We start from the raw sequence: 18,222 nt of genomic DNA, 5'->3' as shown, positions 1-18,222 counted from the left end.
AGCGTAGGGTCAGTTAGCACATGTGTCACTGACAGACCGCTTTCGCGAGCAAGCCCGCTCCCACACAAGCCGGTTCCTACAGGTCCGGTATCAGACGCCGTATTGCTCGCGGTACGCACGTACAGCCGGCAGATGCTGCTTGAGCTGTGGATCATCTTCCAGGAACTGCAGCACCTGGTTCAGCGACACGATGCTGACCACCGGAATGCCGAAATCACGTTCCACTTCCTGGATTGCCGACAACTCACCGTTGCCGCGTTCCTGGCGGTTCAGCGCGATCAGTACACCCGCGGCCTTGGCGCCGTCCTGGGAAGCAATGATCTGCATCACTTCACGGATCGCGGTACCGGCGGTGATCACGTCGTCGATAATCAGCACGTCGCCTTTGAGCGCAGCCCCGACGAGGCTGCCGCCTTCGCCATGAGCCTTGGCTTCTTTGCGATTGAAGCACCACGGCAGATCCAGCTCATGATGTTCAGCCAACGCCACGGCGGTCGCGGCCGCCAGGGGAATGCCCTTATAGGCCGGGCCAAACAGCACGTCGAAGGAAATGCCGCTGTCAACGATGGCTGCCGCGTAGAAACGACCCAGCTGAGCCAGGGCCGAACCCGAGTTGAACAAGCCCGCATTGAAGAAGTATGGACTGGTGCGCCCGGACTTCAGGGTGAACTCACCGAAGCGCAAAACCCCGCGATCGATGGCAAAACGAATGAAATCGCGTTGATACGCCTGCATGAAAAAAGCCTCAGATACCACGGATTTAGCTAATTAGGTAGACGGCGTGTATCATACACGCACGCGATTTTTGGGGCCATTTATGCGGATCATCAGTGTGAACGTTAATGGTATTCAGGCTGCAGTCGAGCGTGGTTTGCTCAGTTGGCTGCAAGCCCAGAATGCCGACGTTATCTGCCTGCAGGATACCCGCGCCTCCGCCTTTGAACTGGACGACCCAGCCTTCCAACTGGATGGCTACTTCCTTTATGCCTGCGATGCCGAAGTGCCCACCCAAGGTGGCGTGGCTTTGTATTCGCGGTTGCAACCCAAGGCGGTCATCAGCGGCCTCGGCTTCGAGACAGCCGACCGCTACGGGCGCTACCTGCAAGCCGATTTCGACAAGGTCAGCATCGCGACCTTGCTGCTTCCTTCGGGGCAGAACGGCGATGAAGACTTGAACCAGAAGTTCAAGCTAATGGACGATTTCGCCCGTTACCTGGATAAACAGCGACGCAAACGTCGCGAGTACATTTATTGTGGCTCGCTGTACGTGGCGCAACAGAAGCTGGATATCAAGAACTGGCGCGACAGCCAGCAATCCCCGGGTTTCCTGGCGCCGGAACGGGCCTGGATGGACGAGATTGTCGGCAACATGGGCTATGTGGATGCCCTGCGCGAAGTCAGTCGCGAAGGCGACCAGTACAGCTGGTGGCCGGACAACGAACAGGCGGAGATGCTCAACCTGGGTTGGCGTTTCGACTACCAGTTGTTGACTCCGGGCCTGCGTCGGTTCGTGCGCAGTGCACGCTTGCCGCGCCAGCCGCGCTTCTCGCAGCACGCGCCACTGATCGTGGACTACGACTGGACACTGACCATCTGAGGTCTTTTCCCAGGCACAAAAAAACCGACATCGCTGTCGGTTTTTTTGTGGGCGCTCATTATTTGATCACACGCCAGGTCAAGGGGTAGCGATAGACGATCCCCTTGTTGGCCTTGATGCTGCCAATGATGGTCAGCACCACGGTGGCGATCGCCAGGGCAAACATCAGGAAAAACCCGACCACCGCGAAGGCCAGCACAATGCAGGCTATCCAGGCGATGGCCACGGTGATCTGGAAGTTCAAGGCTTCCTTGCCCTGGTCATCAATGAACGGGTCCACTTCCTTCTTCATCTGCCACAGGATCAGCGGCCCGACGACGCTGCCGAAGGGGAACACAAACCCGAGAAACGCCGCGAGATGGCACAGCATTGCCGCCTGGCGCACTTCGTAGGAAGGCGTGGGCACCAGCATCTGGTTGTCATTCATGGCGCTTCTCCTTGAGGCGGGTTCAGTCAGCCAAGGCGGCGTTCTGCAGTTCGAAGATTTCAGTCATGCCTTTCTGGGCCAGGGCGAGCATGGCGTTCAGGTCGGCCGGCTGGAATGGCGCACCTTCGGCGGTGCCCTGCACTTCGATGAAACCACCGGTGCTGGTCATGACCACGTTCAGGTCGGTCTCGGCGGCCGAGTCTTCCAGGTAGTCCAGGTCCAGCACTGGCTCGCCCTGGTACATGCCCACCGAGACAGCGGCAATCATCTGCTTGAGCGGGTCGCCGGCTTTCAGGCCGCCACGCTTCTTGATCACTTTCAGCGCATCGACCAAGGCCACCATGGCACCGGTGATGGACGCGGTACGGGTACCGCCGTCGGCCTGGATCACGTCGCAATCGACGTACAGGGTCACGTCGCCCAGCTTGGACATGTCCAGGGCGGCGCGCAGCGAACGACCGATCAGGCGCTGGATTTCCAGGGTACGCCCGCCTTGCTTGCCACGGCTGGCTTCACGCTGGTTACGCTCGCCGGTGGCGCGCGGCAGCATGCCGTATTCGGCAGTCAACCAGCCCTGGCCCTGGCCCTTGAGGAAACGTGGTACGCCATTTTCGACGCTGACGGTGCAGATCACCTTGGTATCGCCAAACTCGACCAGTACGGATCCCTCGGCGTGTTTGGTGTAGTTGCGGGTGATGCGGATCGAGCGGAGCTGATCGGCAGCGCGACCACTTGGACGTTTCATAGGGGATACCTGTACTGAGGACGAAAAACTGCCGAGCATTATAGAGCCGCGAGCCGATTCGGGGCACTTCTTAAAATTCGGTTACGAATGCGCGGTTTGTCATGCTTTGTTAACGCCAGCGTTTGGGGCCTCCCACGCCGTTGCGCTACACTCCTGCGCCTTCGCAGCCGGTCGGCTGCAACCCATCCACCAGCCCGTTATGCGGGACTGCATCGCGAGGTACCTCCATGGTGCACAGCATGACCGCCTTCGCCCGCGTCGAAAAAGCCGGCGTACAAGGCACCCTGAGCTGGGAACTGCGCTCGGTCAACAGCCGCTACCTGGAACCGCACCTGCGCCTGCCCGAATCATTTCGCGACCTCGAAGGGGCCGTGCGTGAAGCACTGCGCCAGGGCATCTCCCGCGGCAAGCTGGAATGCACCCTGCGCTTCACCGAGGAAACCACCGGCAAGCCGCTGCAGGTCGACCGCGAGCGCGCTGCGCAACTGGTTGCCGCCGCCGAAACCATCGCCAGCCTGATCAAGCAGCCGGCCGCGCTCAACCCCCTGGAAGTGCTGGCGTGGCCTGGCGTGCTGGTGGCCGACGCCACCGATCCGCAAGCCCTCAATGCCGAAGCCCTTGCCCTGTTCAACCAGGGCCTGAAGGAGCTCAAGGCTGGCCGCGAACGCGAAGGCGCCGAACTGGCCCGCCTGATCAACGAGCGCCTGACCTCGATCGAAGCAGACGTGGTGACCCTGCGCGAACTGGTGCCACAGATGCTCGCCACCCAGCGCCAGAAGGTCCTCGACCGCTTCACCGACATGAAGGCAGACCTGGACCCGGTTCGCCTGGAACAGGAAATGGTGCTGCTCGCACAAAAAAGCGACGTCGCCGAAGAACTGGACCGCCTGAGCACCCACATCCTCGAAGTGCGCCGCGTCCTCAAGTCCGGCGGTGCCGCCGGTCGGCGCCTGGACTTCCTGATGCAGGAACTCAACCGCGAAGCCAATACACTGGGCTCCAAGGCATTCGATCCGCGCAGCACACAGGCAGCGGTCAACCTCAAGGTGTTGATCGAGCAGATGCGCGAACAAGTACAGAATATTGAGTAAGGCAACCTCCATGACCCACAGCACCGGCACCCTCTACATCATTTCCGCCCCCTCGGGCGCGGGCAAAAGCAGCCTGGTCAAGGCCCTGACCGACGCCGACGAGCAGATCCGCATTTCGGTCTCCCACACCACCCGTGCCATGCGCCCGGGCGAAGTGAACGGCGTGCACTATCACTTCGTCGAGCGCACCGAGTTCGTCAAGATGATCGAGCACGGCGACTTCCTCGAGCGCGCCGAAGTGTTCGGCAACCTCTATGGCACCTCGCAAAGCCACCTGCAGCAGACCCTGGATGAAGGCCACGACCTGATCCTGGAAATCGACTGGCAGGGCGCCGAGCAAGTGCGCCAACTGATGCCCAAGGCGCGCTCGATCTTCATCCTGCCGCCGTCGCTTGAGGCCTTGCACCAGCGCCTGACCAACCGTGGCCAGGACAGCGACGAGATCATCGAAGGCCGCATGCGTGAAGCCGTCAGCGAAATGAGCCACTACGTCGACTACGACTATCTGATCATCAACGACGATTTTGCCCACGCGCTGGATGATTTGAAGGCGATTTTCCGCACCAATCAGCTCCAGCAAAAGCGTCAACAGCAACGTTTCGGCAAATTACTCGCTGAACTGCTCGGCTGATTGGCTCTTCCCAAAACCGCTGCAAGGGCTTTACATTGGCACTTGTAGCGGTTTTGCGAGGACGCGGGAAAAATCAGCGCTTCCCTAAACGCTGGTGATTTTTTAAACTGTTTAGTCCGCTCGCCCAACCGGGCAGCGCGCATCTTGCATTCGCTCCGAGGAATACCATGGCCCGCGTAACCGTTGAAGACTGCCTAGAACACGTGGATAACCGCTTTGAGCTGGTCATGCTCTCTACCAAGCGTGCCCGTCAACTGGCCACTGGCGGCAAAGAGCCCCTGGTCCAGTGGGAAAACGACAAGCCTACCGTTGTAGCGCTGCGTGAAATCGCTGAAGGCCTGATGAGCTACGAGTTCATCGCCAACGCCGAAATCGTTGAAGACGAACCGCTGTTTGCAGCGTTCGAGGACGAGTCCAACGAGGCCGTCTAAGCCTATGCCTGGTCGACGTAGCACGGCGCAGGGTCACAGCCAACGGCAGGAGTCATTCCTATGCCGAGCATAGACGCCCTCGCCGATCGCTTATCGACCTACCTCGGCCCAGACCAGGTCAACCTGGTCCGCCGAGCGTATTTCTACGCCGAACAAGCCCACGACGGCCAACGCCGCCGCAGCGGCGAGGCGTATGTCACCCATCCCCTTGCGGTGGCAAATATTCTTGCCGACATGCACATGGACCATCAGAGCCTGATGGCCGCGATGCTGCATGACGTGATCGAAGACACCGGCATTGCCAAGGAAGCGCTCAGCGCGCAATTTGGCGAAACCGTGGCCGAACTGGTCGACGGGGTCAGCAAACTGACCCAGATGAACTTCGAGACCAAGGCCGAAGCCCAGGCGGAAAACTTCCAGAAGATGGCCATGGCCATGGCCCGGGACATCCGGGTGATCCTGGTCAAGCTGGCCGACCGGCTGCACAACATGCGCACGCTGGAAGTGCTGTCCGGCGAAAAACGCCGGCGCATCGCCAAGGAAACCCTGGAAATCTACGCGCCCATCGCCAACCGGCTGGGCATGCACGCCATTCGTATCGAGTTCGAAGACCTCGGCTTCAAGGCCATGCATCCGATGCGCTCGGCGCGCATCTACCAGGCGGTCAAGCGCGCCCGGGGCAACCGCAAGGAAATCGTCAACAAGATCGAAGAGTCGCTGAGCCATTGCCTGGCGATCGATGAGATCGAGGGCGAAGTCAGCGGCCGGCAGAAACACATCTATGGCATCTACAAGAAGATGCGCGGCAAGCGCCGGGCCTTCAACGAGATCATGGATGTGTACGCGTTCCGGATCATCGTCGACAAGGTCGACACCTGCTACCGCGTGCTCGGCGCTGTACATAATTTGTACAAACCCCTGCCGGGACGCTTCAAGGACTACATCGCGATTCCCAAGGCCAACGGCTACCAGTCGCTGCATACCACGCTGTTCGGTATGCACGGGGTGCCGATCGAGATCCAGATCCGCACCCGCGAAATGGAAGAGATGGCCAACAACGGTATTGCCGCCCATTGGCTGTACAAGTCCACCGGCGACGAGCAGCCAAAAGGCACGCATGCCCGCGCCCGCCAGTGGGTCAAGGGCGTGCTGGAGATGCAGCAACGTGCTGGCAACTCCCTGGAATTCATCGAAAGCGTGAAGATCGACCTGTTCCCGGACGAGGTCTACGTGTTCACGCCAAAAGGCCGGATCATGGAGCTGCCCAAAGGCTCCACGGCTGTCGACTTTGCCTACGCGGTGCATACCGACGTGGGCAACAGCTGCATTGCCTGTCGGATCAATCGTCGTCTCGCGCCGCTGTCCGAACCGCTGCAAAGCGGCTCCACGGTCGAGATCGTCAGCGCTCCAGGCGCTCGCCCGAACCCGGCCTGGCTCAATTTCGTGGTCACCGGCAAGGCGCGTACGCATATTCGCCACGCCCTGAAACTGCAACGCCGTTCCGAATCGATCAGCCTCGGCGAACGCCTGCTGAACAAAGTGCTCAACGGTTTCGACAGCGCCCTGGACAAGATTCCTGCAGAACGCGTGCAAGCGATGCTGCATGAGTATCGCCAGGAAACCATCGAAGACCTGCTGGAAGATATCGGCCTGGGTAACCGCATGGCCTACGTGGTCGCCCGCCGCCTGCTCGGCGAAGGCGAACAGCTACCGAGCCCGGAAGGCCCACTGGCGATTCGCGGCACCGAGGGCCTGGTGCTCAGCTACGCCAAGTGCTGTACGCCGATCCCGGGCGACCCGATTGTCGGCCACCTGTCGGCGGGCAAAGGCATGGTGGTGCACCTGGACAACTGCCGCAATATCAGCGAAATCCGCCACAACCCGGAAAAATGCATCCAGCTCTCTTGGGCCAAGGATGTCACCGGCGAATTCAATGTCGAGCTGCGGGTAGAGCTGGAGCACCAGCGTGGCCTGATCGCCCTGCTGGCCAGCAGCGTCAACGCGGCCGACGGCAATATCGAGAAAATCAGCATGGACGAGCGTGATGGTCGCATCAGCGTGGTCCAACTGGTGGTCAGCGTGCACGACCGCGTGCACCTGGCCCGCGTGATCAAGAAACTGCGCGCCTTGACCGGTGTGATCCGCATCACCCGTATGCGTGCATAACCCACCTCTTACAAGGAGTCACTCATGACCAAGACCGTTATCACCAGCGACAAGGCCCCGGCCGCCATCGGCACCTACTCCCAGGCCATCAAGGCGGGCAACACCGTCTACATGTCCGGCCAGATCCCGCTGGACCCAAAGACCATGGAACTGGTTGAAGGCTTCGAAGCACAGACTGTACAGGTCTTCGAAAACCTCAAGTCGGTGGCCGAAGCGGCTGGCGGTTCGTTCAAGGACATCGTCAAGCTGAACATCTTCCTCACCGACCTGAGCCACTTCGCCAAGGTCAACGAGATCATGGGCAAGTACTTCGAACAGCCGTACCCAGCCCGCGCCGCCATTGGCGTTGCCGCCCTGCCAAAGGGTGCGCAGGTTGAGATGGACGCGATCCTGGTCATCGAGTAAAACACCCGGCGCAGCTTCCCCAGCTGCGCCGACTTCGTTTCAGAAGGATTTCATGATGCGCAAAGCGCTTGTAGCCCTATCAACGCTGGCCCTGTTGCTCGGCGGCTGCGCCAGCAACCCTGCCGATGTGGATGTGAGCGGTACCTGGATCAACCAGGCCGCCATCGACGCGGCGTCCAAGGGCGGCCCTTTGCGTGAAGCGCTGCAAAGCTACGGCCCGAACCTTGAGTGGGAAATCAACACCAAGGCTTCGCAGGCGCGCTACTACAACGGTTTCGAAGTCGCCGAGGGCAAGTTGCTCGGCGAAAAATCCGGTGCCTGGAGCGTGGACTTCTACGGCAGCTCCGCGACCGAGCTCAAGCGCAAAGGCAAGCAATTGCTGCAGGTGGCCAACGATAACGAGCCCGAGCAGCTGTTCGCCCGCGCCAAAGACCCTGCCCCGGAGGGTGCGCCCCTGGGCGCCAACTTCGAGCGGGCACTGTACGCGGCCTACATGGGCGGCGACTGGAAGATCACGGACGGCTTCGGCAACGGCGCCATCGTGCAGTTCCAGGCCAACGGCAAGGTCGCGGGCCTGCCCAATGTGGATCAGTACTCACTGTGCCTGGCGGGCGATTGCGCCTCCATGAGCGGCGGCTACGACAGTATCTGGCTGCAGCTCAACGGCCAGGGCAACCCGTGGATCTTCGTGCGCAAGGGCAAGCAGCTGGAAATCTTCCAGGCTATCAACACCGCCCAGACAGACGAAGTGCCCTCGTTCACCCCAGGCCCTCGCCAGTGGTTGCTGGAAAAGCAATAAGCGGCCGAGCGCTGAACTGAATCTAGGAGCGGGGCTTGCTCGCGAAAGCGGTGCATCAGAAACATATTCAGTGACTGATACTGCGCATTCGCGAGCAAGCCCGCTCCCACATTTTCACCGCGTTTCAATCCTCGAGGATCGCCGCGTAGCCTCTCGGTAAATCGGGTAAATTGGCTTCCAGCCCAGCGCATTGGCTGGGGCGCTGCGGCCTCCAATGTGGGAGCTGGCTTGCCTGCGATAGCGGTTTACCAGTCACCCTATTTGCTGGATGTGCCACCGTCATCGCAGGCAAGCCAGCTCCCACATTCTCTGGCCGTGTTTCAGCCTTTGAGAATTGACGCGTAGCCTTCTCGATAGGTTGGGTACGTCGGCTTCCAGCCCAGCGCCTTGGCGCGGGCATTGCTGCACTGCTTGCTGCCGGCACGACGCACACTGGCGTCGGCGGCCCACTCGGTCACGCCCAGGTATTCACGCAACCAGCCCACCACTTCCGACAATGGCGCAGGCGCGTCGTCGACGCCGATGTAGACCTTGTCCAGCGAACCGCCCTGCTCCACGTGCCGCAGCAAAAAAGCCAGCAGGCCCGCGGCATCGTCCGCGTGAATCCGGTTGCCATATAAAGGCGGGTCGATCGCCACGCGGTAACCCTGCCGGACCTGGCTCAACAGCCACTCACGGCCCGGGCCGTAGATGCCGGTAAGGCGCACGATGCTGGCGGGGATACCGCTGTTGAGCGCGACTTGCTCGGCCTCCAGCATTACCTGGCCGGAATAGCCCTTCGCCTGGGTCTCGGATGTTTCGTCGACCCACTCACCGTTCTGCTGCCCGTAGACGCTGCTGCTGGATACAAACAGCAGGTGTTTCGGCACCTGGCCGTAGTCGCCCAGCCACTCCAGCACGTGCTGCAAACCTTGTACGTAGGCTGCGCGATAGCCGGCCTCATCGTGATCCGTTGCGGCGGCGCAATACACCAGGTAATCCACCCCGCCGATCGGCCAGGTGTCAGGGCAATCCTTTTTGAACAGGTCGCCGGCGATGCCGATCACCCCGTCGGGCAGGCGTGAAATATCACGTCGCAGGCCATAAACCTCCCATTCCGAGGCAAGCAATTGGCTAGCCAGCCGACTACCCACATCGCCACAACCGGCAATCACAACAGAAGGCGCAGACATCAGAAAACTCCGTACAGAAAGGTCTAGGTTAGCCTTCGCACATGACAGGCGGCCACAAAAAGGACAAATAAAGTAACTGTATTACTTCTGTTAACAAGAATTACTTGCAATAATAACCGCCCATTTGTCCTCGGCCCCCAGGCCTGGAAGGACGCTCAACTCATTTTCTTTACTCAGGTCCGGCCAGCATGACACGTAATACAAACCCCGCTTCGCCAACCAAGCTTCACAGCCCATCCCGCGCCTGGCGCGCGATTGCTGCGCTGCTGTTCAGCGTACTGCTGGCACCGACCGCCGCATTTGCTGACGCCACCGCACCCGCCGCGGCCCCGGCAGCCGAGCACAGCACGGCTGCTCCAGCCGTTGCGCCAGCCGCCACCGACCCGGCCCAGGCTGCAGACCCAGCCGCTCCCGCTGACGATACCGGTGTGGTCCTGGAAGAAGACAACACCCTGGGCATGGCCCACGACCTGTCGCCGTGGGGCATGTACCAGAACGCTGACGTGGTGGTGAAAGCCGTGATGATCGGCCTGGCCATCGCCTCGATCATCACCTGGACCATCTGGATCGCCAAGGGCTTTGAGCTGCTGGGCGCCAAGCGTCGCCTGCGCACCGAGATCGTCCACCTGAAAAAAGCCACCACCCTCAAGGAAGCCAGCGAGACGGCAACCAAGAAGGGCACCCTGGCCAACACCCTGGTGCACGACGCGCTGGAAGAAATGCGCCTGTCGGCCAACACCCGCGAAAAAGAAGGTATCAAGGAACGCGTGGCCTTCCGCCTGGAGCGCCTGGTAGCCGCCTGCGGTCGTAACATGAGCAGCGGCACCGGCGTGCTGGCGACCATCGGTTCCACCGCGCCTTTCGTCGGCCTGTTCGGTACCGTATGGGGCATCATGAACAGCTTCATCGGCATCGCCAAAACCCAGACCACCAACCTCGCCGTCGTTGCCCCGGGCATCGCCGAAGCCCTGCTGGCAACCGCCCTGGGCCTGGTTGCGGCAATTCCTGCGGTGGTGATCTACAACGTCTTCGCCCGTTCGATCGCCGGCTACAAGGCCCAGGTCTCGGACGCGTCGGCAGAAGTCTTGCTGCTGGTCAGCCGCGACCTCGATCACCTGCCTACCGAGCGCAGCTCGCAACCGCACATGGTGAAAGTGGGGTAATCGGCCATGGGCCTGCATTTGAATCAAGGCGACGACGAACTCGTCGAGAACCACGAAATCAACGTCACGCCATTTATCGACGTGATGCTGGTGCTGCTGATCATCTTCATGGTGGCGGCACCGCTGGCGACCGTGGACATCAAGGTTGACCTGCCCGCCTCCAGCGCCAAGCCGGCGCCGCGGCCAGAGAAACCGATCTTCCTCAGCGTCAAGGCGGACCAACGCCTGTTCCTGGGCGAAGAAGAAGTCAAGGCTGAAACCCTGGGGCCGGTGCTCGACGCCAAGACCCAAGGAAAGAAAGACACGACGATCTTCTTCCAGGCTGACAAGGGCGTGGACTACGGCGACCTGATGAGCGTGATGGATGCCCTGCGGGCAGCCGGCTACCTCAAGGTGGGCCTGGTCGGACTCGAGACGGCAGCCAAAAAATGATCACGACGCGCCACAAACTGACGCGTTATGGCACCAGCCTCGCCGTCGTGCTGGGCGTGCATGCCGTCGCGATTGCCATCGCGCTCCACTGGTCGGCGCCGCATACGGTGCAGCTGCCACCGGCCGCCATGGTCATCGACCTGGCACCGATGCCTGCACCGCCGCCGCCGGCTCCGCCCAAAGTCGTAACGCCGCCACAACCACCGGCGCCGGTGGAAGAGCTGCCGCTGCCGAAACTGGCCGAGGCACCCAAGCCGACGATCCAGGTGCCCAAGCCGGTCAAGCCCAAGCCCAAGCCACAACCGCCCAAGCCGGTGGAGAAAAAGCCCGAGCCGCCCAAGGAGAAACCGTCCGAAGAGCCGCCGAGCGACGCTCCGCCGACCAACGCGCCGGCTGAAAAATCGGCCCAGCCGGTTCCAGGCCCGTCGCCGCAGCAAGTCGCGGCCAAGGCGTCCTGGGAAGGCACCCTGCTGGCTCACTTGCAGAAGTACAAGAAGTACCCGCCAGGTGCCCAGGCGCGTGGCAAGGAAGGCCTGAACCGCTTGCGCTTTGTGGTCGACGCCGACGGCAATGTGCTGTCCTACGAGTTGGTGGGCCGCTCCGGCAACGCCGACCTGGACCGCGCCACCCTGGACATGATCCGTCGTGCCCAGCCGCTGCCCAAGCCTCCGGCCGACATGCTCAAGGGCGGCAGCATCGAGATCGTTGCACCGTTCGTGTACAACATCGAGAAACGCCGCCGCTAAGGATTGCGGGAGTCGACTTGTGGGGGCGCTGGCTTGCCTGCGATAGCATCACCTCGGTGCAACGGATAGACCGAGGTGTGTGCATCGCAGGCAAGCCCAGATTGTTTTTGTCGCTTCAGCAAAATCCGCCACACTCCCCGCTCAATCCCCACCAAAGTTCTGATAACGTGCGTCTATCGATTGCAGCCGGTATGCTTGGCTCGCAACCTCATGGACGCCCGCTATGACTCTTACAGAATTACGCTACATCGTTACCCTCGCCCAAGAGCAGCACTTCGGCCATGCGGCCGAGCGTTGCCACGTCAGCCAGCCGACGCTGTCGGTGGGCGTGAAAAAGCTTGAAGACGAACTCGGTGTGCTGATTTTCGAGCGCAGCAAGAGCGCCGTGCGCCTCACCCCGGTGGGCGAAGGTATCGTGGCCCAGGCCCAGAAGGTGCTGGAGCAAGCGCAAAGCATTCGCGAACTGGCCCAGGCCGGCAAGAACCAGCTGACCGCACCGCTGAAAGTCGGCGCCATCTACACGGTCGGCCCGTACCTGTTCCCGCACCTGATCCCGCAACTGCATCGCGTCGCGCCGCAGATGCCGCTGTATATCGAAGAAAACTTCACCCACATCCTGCGCGACAAGCTGCGCAACGGTGAACTGGACGCGATCATCATCGCCCTGCCGTTCAATGAAGCGGATGTGTTGACCCTGCCGCTCTACGACGAGCCGTTCTACGTGCTGATGCCGGCCTCCCACCCGTGGACGAAAAAAGACACCATCGACGCCGGCCTGCTCAACGACAAGAGCCTGCTGCTGCTCGGCGAAGGTCACTGCTTCCGCGACCAGGTCCTGGAAGCCTGCCCGACCCTGACCAAAGGCAACGACGGCGCCAAGCACACCACCGTGGAATCCAGCTCCCTGGAAACCATCCGCCACATGGTCGCCTCCGGCCTGGGCATTTCGATCCTGCCGCTGTCGGCGGTGGACAGCCATCACTACGCCCCCGGCGTGATCGAAGTACGCCCACTGACGCCACCGGTGCCGTTTCGTACCGTGGCGATCGCCTGGCGCGCGAGTTTCCCGCGGCCCAAGGCCATTGAGATCCTCGCGGACTCGATCCGCCTGTGCTCGGTGGCCAAGCCGCCTGCTGCGAGCTGATTAACGGTATGACTGAGCTGTCGCAGGTGTCGGTGACGGCACTCAAGGGTGTCGGTGAGGCCATGGCTGAAAAGCTGGCCAAGGTCGGCCTGGAAAACCTCCAGGACGTGCTGTTCCACCTGCCCCTGCGTTACCAGGATCGTACCCGCGTGGTGCCGATTGGCCATTTGCGCCCAGGGCAGGATGCAGTGGTCGAAGGCACCGTCAGCGGCGCCGACGTGGTGATGGGCAAGCGCCGCAGTCTGGTCGTGCGCCTGCAGGACGGCACCGGCGGCTTGAGCCTGCGCTTCTACCATTTCAGCAACGCCCAGAAAGAAGGCCTCAAGCGCGGGACCCGCGTGCGCTGCTACGGTGAAGCTCGCCCCGGCGCGTCCGGCCTGGAGATCTACCACCCGGAATACCGCGCCATCACCGGCGACGAGCCGCCGCCGGTGGACACCACGCTCACCCCGATCTACCCGCTGACCGAAGGCCTGACCCAACAGCGCCTGCGCCAGCTGTGCATGCAAACCCTGACCCTGCTCGGCCCCAAGAGCCTGCCCGACTGGCTGCCCCTGGAGCTGGCCCGCGACTACCAACTGGCGCCGCTGGACGATGCGATTCGCTACCTGCATCACCCGCCGGCCGACGCCGACGTCGACGAATTGGCCCTCGGTCATCATTGGGCCCAGCACCGCCTGGCTTTCGAAGAATTGCTGACCCACCAACTGTCCCAGCAGCGCCTGCGCGAAAGCATGCGTTCGTTGCGCGCGCCGGCTATGCCCAAGGCCACGCGCCTGCCTGCGCAATACCTGGCCAACCTCGGCTTTGCGCCGACCGGTGCCCAGCAGCGCGTCGGCAATGAAATCGCCTACGACCTGAGCCAGAAAGAACCCATGCTGCGCCTGATCCAGGGCGACGTGGGCGCAGGCAAGACCGTGGTCGCCGCCCTCGCGGCCCTGCAAGCCCTGGAGGCCGGCTACCAAGTGGCGCTGATGGCGCCCACCGAGATTCTCGCCGAGCAGCACTTCATCACGTTCAAGCGCTGGCTCGAACCGCTGGGCCTGGAAGTGGCCTGGCTGGCTGGCAAGCTCAAGGGCAAGAACCGCGCAGCAGCGCTGGAGCAAATCGCCGGCGGCGCGCCCATGGTGGTGGGCACGCACGCGCTGTTCCAGGACGAAGTGCGATTCAAGAACCTGGCCTTGGTGATCATCGACGAACAGCACCGCTTTGGCGTGCAACAGCGCCTGGCGCTGCGCCAGAAAGGCGTGGGCGGACGCATGAGCCCACACCAGTTGATCATGACTGCCACCCCGATCCCGCGCACCCTGGCCATGAGCGCTTACGCCGACCTCGACACGTCGATCCTCGACGAACTGCCCCCCGGCCGTACCCCGGTCAACACCGTGCTGGTCACCGACACCCGCCGCGTCGAAGTCATCGAGCGCGTGCGTGGAGCCTGCGCCGAGGGCCGCCAGGCCTATTGGGTGTGCACGCTGATCGAGGAGTCCGAGGAGCTGACCTGCCAGGCCGCCGAAACCACCTATGAAGACCTCACCAGCGCCTTGGGCGAACTCAAGGTCGGGCTGATCCACGGCCGCATGAAACCCGTGGAAAAGGCCGCGGTGATGGCCGAGTTCAAGGCTGGCAACCTGCAACTGTTGGTCGCCACGACCGTCATTGAAGTCGGCGTGGACGTGCCCAATGCCAGCCTGATGATCATCGAAAACCCCGAACGCCTGGGCCTGGCGCAGCTGCACCAATTGCGCGGCCGCGTCGGCCGGGGCAGCGCGGCCAGCCACTGCGTGCTGCTCTACCACCCACCGCTGTCGCAGATCGGCCGTCAGCGCCTGGGCATCATGCGTGAAACCAACGACGGTTTTGTCATCGCCGAGAAAGACCTCGAACTGCGCGGCCCCGGCGAAATGCTCGGCACGCGCCAGACCGGCCTGCTGCAATTCAAGGTCGCCGATCTGATGCGCGACGCCGACCTGCTGCCCGCCGTACGCGATGCCGCGCAGGCGCTGCTCGAGCGCTGGCCGGACCACGTCAGCCCGCTGCTGGATCGCTGGTTGCGCCACGGCCAACAATACGGCCAGGTCTGACCCTCCCTGCCGGCGATAGCGCCAGAACGCCCGGCCCCTTCGCTAACCGCGTCACAAACCGCAGTTAGTCGACCAACATATGTATCAAGCTGGTTATACTTCGGTGACTGTAGGAAATTGGATCAGGCCATGTCAGAAGTTGCCCTCGCCACAGCCCCACTGACCGCCCCGCCGGTCATTCGGGCTCTGCTCGCTAAGCTCGCCGTCAGCTACACGGAAGTTGCCGACCAACCGGGCCTGAATCCTGCGCGAAAGGTCCAGGCCGTGCTGCTGGAAGATGCGGTGGGCGCACTGATGGTGCTGTTCCCGCAGAACCAGTTGCTCGATCTCAACCGCCTCGCCGAACTCACCGGGCGCCGCCTCACCGCCGTGTCGCCGGACCGCGTTGAACGCATGCTGGGCAAGCATGACCTGAGCCTGCTGCCGGGCCTGCCGCCACTCACCAGTTCGCCGTGCCTGTATGAAGGCAGCCTGCTCGACGAGCCGAGCCTGCTGGTGCATTCGGGCGAAGCCGGGCTGCTGCTGGAAATCACCAGCGACGCATTCAAGACGATGCTCACCAAGGCCAGCGCCGGCCACTTCGGCGAGCCGCTGAGTAATATTCGCCCCAACCTCGATCGTCCCAATGATGACCGCGAGGAAATCACCCAGGCGATGCAGGCATTCACTGCCCGCCGGATCCAGCAGCGCCTGGAAGCGACCATCGAGATTCCACCGCTGGCCGATACCGCGCAGAAAATCATCAAGCTGCGGGTCGACCCCAACGCCACCATCGACGACATCACCGGTGTGGTGGAGACCGACCCGGCCTTGGCCGCGCAGGTAGTGAGCTGGGCCGCATCGCCGTACTACGCGTCGCCGGGCAAGATCCGTTCGGTGGAAGACGCCATCGTGCGCGTGCTGGGCTTTGACCTGGTGATCAACCTCGCGCTGGGCCTGGCCCTGGGCAAGACCCTGAGCCTGCCCAAGGACCACCCGCACCAGTCGACGCCGTACTGGCACCAGTCGATCTACACCGCCGCCGTGATCGAAGGCCTGACCCGCGCCATGCCGCGCGCCCAGCGCCCGGAAGCCGGCCTGACCTACCTGGCCGGCTTGCTGCACAACTTCGGCTACCTGTTGCTGGCCCACGTGTTCCCGCCGCACTTTTCGCTGATCTGCCGGCACCTGGAGGTCAACCCGCACCTGTGCCACAGCTATGTCGAACAGCACTTGCTGGGCATCAGCCGCGAGCAGATCGGCGCCTGGTTGATGCGCTACTGGGACATGCCGGACGAACTGTCCACCGCCCTGCGCTTCCAGCACGACCCGACCTACGACGGCCAATACGCCGAGTACCCGAACCTGGTGTGCCTGGCCGTGCGCCTGCTGCGCAGCCGTGGGATCGGCTCCGGGCCGGACGAGGCGATTCCGGACGCGCTGCTTGAGCGCCTGGGACTGACGCGCGACAAGGCTGAAGAAGTTGTAGGCAAGGTACTGGATGCCGAGGTGCTGTTGCGTGAGCTGGCTTCGCAGTTCAGCCAGGCCTAACCCTCAAGCGCAATTGTGGCGAGCGGGCTTGTCCCGCGTCGGGCCACGAAGCGGGCCTAAAACCTGACGTCCCACTCTTGATGAAATGACGCGGTGGCCTGAACAGGGGGCTGCTGCGCAGCCCAACGCGGGGCAAGCCCGCTCGCCACAAAGAGGATCGCCTGCCAAAAAAAGGCGGTTTCAGGTTTTCTTCTTTTTCTTCGGCTTCAAATACTTGGTCAGCCCCTGGAACCAGATCACCAGCGCCGGGTTGCCCTTGATCTGGATCGACTTGTCCTGAATCCCCGTCATGAACGCCAGTTGCTTGTTCTTCGCCTGCATCGTGGCGAAGCCATAGGCGGCATCCTTGAACGCGATGGCAAACGCCGGCGTCGGGTGAACACCCGAGTGGCTGGTAATGCGCTGGTCTTTGACGACGAAGTGACGGGCAACCTTGCCGTCCAGTGTCTGCAACTGGAACGCCAGGTCTTTGTCACCCAGCTGTTGCTGGAAGGCAGGATTGGTGCGGCTGGCTTTGCCCATCAGCAGGCCCAGCACCCACAGCAGAAGACGAAATTTCATGCACACGGCCTCGGTGTAATTATTGAGTGGCCGCAGCAGTGTAACGATTTGATCGAGGAACGCCACCGATCTCGCGCTTTAGACGGAGATCGGCTGGCGTTTAACGCTTATAGCAACATGTTGCTTAAACGTTAGGGCAAGGCACCGGCGCCCAGTCGGCCAGGTTTGGATCGCGGCAGGTGCCTTCGATCTGCGCCTTGCCGGCGCTGGCGACCTGCTTGCTTTCAGCTTGCTTGGCCTGCACGGTCTGGATGCTCTTCTCGGTGGTTACCGCTTCTTTAGGCACCACTGGCAGCGCAGGCTTCTTCGCTGGCTTCACGGCTTTCTTGCCTTTGGCCGGGGCCACGGGCGGCGTGGTGTCGGCGGTGGCCACGGTGACCACGTCGGCGCGCTGCACGCCTACCTGCTGCAGGTCTTGCTCGTAGGCCTGGGTGTAGTTGTTCAGGTCTTCGCTGGCTTTGCCGTTGACCGCGACGATCAGGTCATTGGACTCCTTCAGGCCCGCGACGATTTCTGCCAGGCGCTTGCGGCCTTCGGTGTCATTGACGGTCTTGGCCTTGCGGTCGGCCACCAGCTTGGTGAACGCGCTCTGGTAGCACTGCTGGGACGCCTTGGCGTAGGCGGTGCTGCGGTCGATGTCGGAAGCGCTTTTGTTGAAGTCGGTGGAGTACGACGCGATGCGCTGGTTGTCATCGGTGATCTGCTTCTGACGCTCGGTGTAGTAACCCGCCGCGCCGCCGGCCAGGGCGCCGCCCGCTGCGCCGATCGCCGCGTTGCGGCCGCGCTTGTCGGAGTCGCCGGTCAAGGCGCCAAGCAGTGCACCGCCGGCCGCGCCGAGGGCGGCACCGGTGACGACCGACTTGGTCATGTCCGAATCGGTGGCGCGCAGGTGCTGCACCGGCTCGTAGCAGTTGGGGTAGTACTCGACCTTGGTGCTCGACGCGACCTTGGACGCCGGCGACGTGGCGCAGCCAGTCAGCACGGTACTGAAACCGGCCGCGATCAGCAGCAAGTGACGCTTGGAAACCGCCTTACGGGAAAAAAGCATAGATGTGTTCTCTTTTAAGTTTGACTTGCCCAGCACGGCCCACCGCCGCC

Annotated in this window: 19 protein-coding genes; 13 read left to right on the top strand and 6 right to left on the bottom strand. The window is 62.3% G+C overall.

The features are described 5' to 3' along the window. Positions 1–90 precede the first annotated feature (90 nt). Positions 91–735 carry an orotate phosphoribosyltransferase gene (gene pyrE, locus QMX97_RS21665; protein WP_106802290.1) on the bottom strand — a complete coding sequence of 215 codons (645 nt, stop codon included), beginning with the start codon at positions 733–735 and terminating at the stop codon, positions 91–93. 82 nt (positions 736–817) lie between these two features. On the opposite strand from pyrE, the gene QMX97_RS21660 reads away from it, so the two are divergent. Beyond that, a complete protein-coding gene (locus QMX97_RS21660; RefSeq protein WP_003195493.1) occupies positions 818–1,597 on the top strand; it encodes an exodeoxyribonuclease III in 780 nt (259 codons plus the stop codon). Positions 1,598–1,655: 58 nt separating this feature from the next. On the opposite strand, the gene QMX97_RS21655 is transcribed toward QMX97_RS21660, so the two are convergent. Then, on the bottom strand, positions 1,656–2,024 hold the full coding sequence (locus QMX97_RS21655; RefSeq protein ID WP_106802289.1) for a DUF4870 domain-containing protein: 369 nt from the start codon (positions 2,022–2,024) through the stop codon (positions 1,656–1,658). A 22-nt stretch (positions 2,025–2,046) separates the two neighbouring features. Further along, the gene (gene rph, locus QMX97_RS21650; RefSeq protein WP_010207511.1) at positions 2,047–2,769 is read right to left on the bottom strand and encodes a ribonuclease PH; all 723 of its coding nucleotides are present in this window, start codon (positions 2,767–2,769) and stop codon (positions 2,047–2,049) included. Positions 2,770–2,996: 227 nt separating this feature from the next. Between rph and QMX97_RS21645 the strand changes: the two genes are divergently transcribed. The 6 genes from QMX97_RS21645 to QMX97_RS21620 all read left to right on the top strand — a co-directional run bounded on the left by QMX97_RS21645 (position 2,997) and on the right by QMX97_RS21620 (position 8,292). Further along, a complete protein-coding gene (locus QMX97_RS21645) occupies positions 2,997–3,860 on the top strand; it encodes a YicC/YloC family endoribonuclease (RefSeq protein ID WP_262133620.1) in 864 nt (287 codons plus the stop codon). Between the two features lie 10 nt (positions 3,861–3,870). Next, a complete protein-coding gene (gmk, locus tag QMX97_RS21640; protein WP_010168203.1) occupies positions 3,871–4,491 on the top strand; it encodes a guanylate kinase in 621 nt (206 codons plus the stop codon). Positions 4,492–4,658: 167 nt separating this feature from the next. After that, positions 4,659–4,922, top strand: a complete 264-nt coding sequence (gene rpoZ / locus QMX97_RS21635; protein WP_003176920.1) for a DNA-directed RNA polymerase subunit omega — start codon at positions 4,659–4,661, stop codon at positions 4,920–4,922. 60 nt (positions 4,923–4,982) lie between these two features. Continuing rightward, positions 4,983–7,088 carry a bifunctional GTP diphosphokinase/guanosine-3',5'-bis pyrophosphate 3'-pyrophosphohydrolase gene (spoT, locus tag QMX97_RS21630; protein WP_065902493.1) on the top strand — a complete coding sequence of 702 codons (2,106 nt, stop codon included), beginning with the start codon at positions 4,983–4,985 and terminating at the stop codon, positions 7,086–7,088. Between the two features lie 24 nt (positions 7,089–7,112). Continuing rightward, a complete protein-coding gene (locus QMX97_RS21625; RefSeq protein WP_003176922.1) occupies positions 7,113–7,493 on the top strand; it encodes a RidA family protein in 381 nt (126 codons plus the stop codon). 55 nt (positions 7,494–7,548) lie between these two features. Next, on the top strand, positions 7,549–8,292 hold the full coding sequence (locus QMX97_RS21620; protein ID WP_065902495.1) for a hypothetical protein: 744 nt from the start codon (positions 7,549–7,551) through the stop codon (positions 8,290–8,292). A 320-nt stretch (positions 8,293–8,612) separates the two neighbouring features. Here QMX97_RS21620 and QMX97_RS21615 read toward each other — a convergent pair whose 3' ends face one another. Continuing rightward, on the bottom strand, positions 8,613–9,464 hold the full coding sequence (locus QMX97_RS21615; protein WP_065902496.1) for an SDR family oxidoreductase: 852 nt from the start codon (positions 9,462–9,464) through the stop codon (positions 8,613–8,615). Positions 9,465–9,652: 188 nt separating this feature from the next. Here QMX97_RS21615 and exbB point away from each other — a divergent pair, with 188 nt between their 5' ends. From exbB to QMX97_RS21585, 6 genes are all read left to right on the top strand, one after another. Further along, positions 9,653–10,627 (top strand): tonB-system energizer ExbB, encoded by a 975-nt coding sequence (gene exbB / locus QMX97_RS21610; RefSeq protein WP_065902497.1) that lies wholly within the window; start codon positions 9,653–9,655, stop codon positions 10,625–10,627. 6 nt (positions 10,628–10,633) lie between these two features. Continuing rightward, entirely contained in the window at positions 10,634–11,059 is a 426-nt protein-coding gene (gene exbD / locus QMX97_RS21605; RefSeq protein WP_003195519.1) for a TonB system transport protein ExbD, read from the top strand. Further along, a complete protein-coding gene (locus QMX97_RS21600; protein ID WP_065902499.1) occupies positions 11,056–11,805 on the top strand; it encodes a TonB family protein in 750 nt (249 codons plus the stop codon). Before exbD ends, QMX97_RS21600 begins: the two co-directional genes overlap by 4 nt. 223 nt (positions 11,806–12,028) lie before the next feature. Next, entirely contained in the window at positions 12,029–12,949 is a 921-nt protein-coding gene (locus QMX97_RS21595) for a hydrogen peroxide-inducible genes activator (RefSeq protein WP_065902501.1), read from the top strand. A gap of 8 nt (positions 12,950–12,957) precedes the next feature. Beyond that, positions 12,958–15,033, top strand: a complete 2,076-nt coding sequence (recG, locus tag QMX97_RS21590; RefSeq protein WP_262133612.1) for an ATP-dependent DNA helicase RecG — start codon at positions 12,958–12,960, stop codon at positions 15,031–15,033. Between the two features lie 129 nt (positions 15,034–15,162). Then, positions 15,163–16,563, top strand: coding sequence for an aminoacyl-tRNA deacylase and HDOD domain-containing protein (locus QMX97_RS21585; RefSeq protein WP_065902502.1), 1,401 nt, complete (start codon positions 15,163–15,165; stop codon positions 16,561–16,563). A 180-nt stretch (positions 16,564–16,743) separates the two neighbouring features. Here QMX97_RS21585 and QMX97_RS21580 read toward each other — a convergent pair whose 3' ends face one another. Further along, entirely contained in the window at positions 16,744–17,124 is a 381-nt protein-coding gene (locus tag QMX97_RS21580; protein WP_201146150.1) for a helicase, read from the bottom strand. 124 nt (positions 17,125–17,248) lie between these two features. Further along, a complete protein-coding gene (tagQ, locus tag QMX97_RS21575; RefSeq protein ID WP_065902504.1) occupies positions 17,249–18,172 on the bottom strand; it encodes a type VI secretion system-associated lipoprotein TagQ in 924 nt (307 codons plus the stop codon). Between the last annotated feature and the right edge of the window lie 50 nt (positions 18,173–18,222).

This window comes from Pseudomonas sp. PS01298 (assembly GCF_029959745.1).
In the GTDB taxonomy this organism is placed as follows: domain Bacteria; phylum Pseudomonadota; class Gammaproteobacteria; order Pseudomonadales; family Pseudomonadaceae; genus Aquipseudomonas; species Aquipseudomonas aylmerensis.
This window is presented reverse-complemented; position numbering and strand designations above follow the sequence as displayed.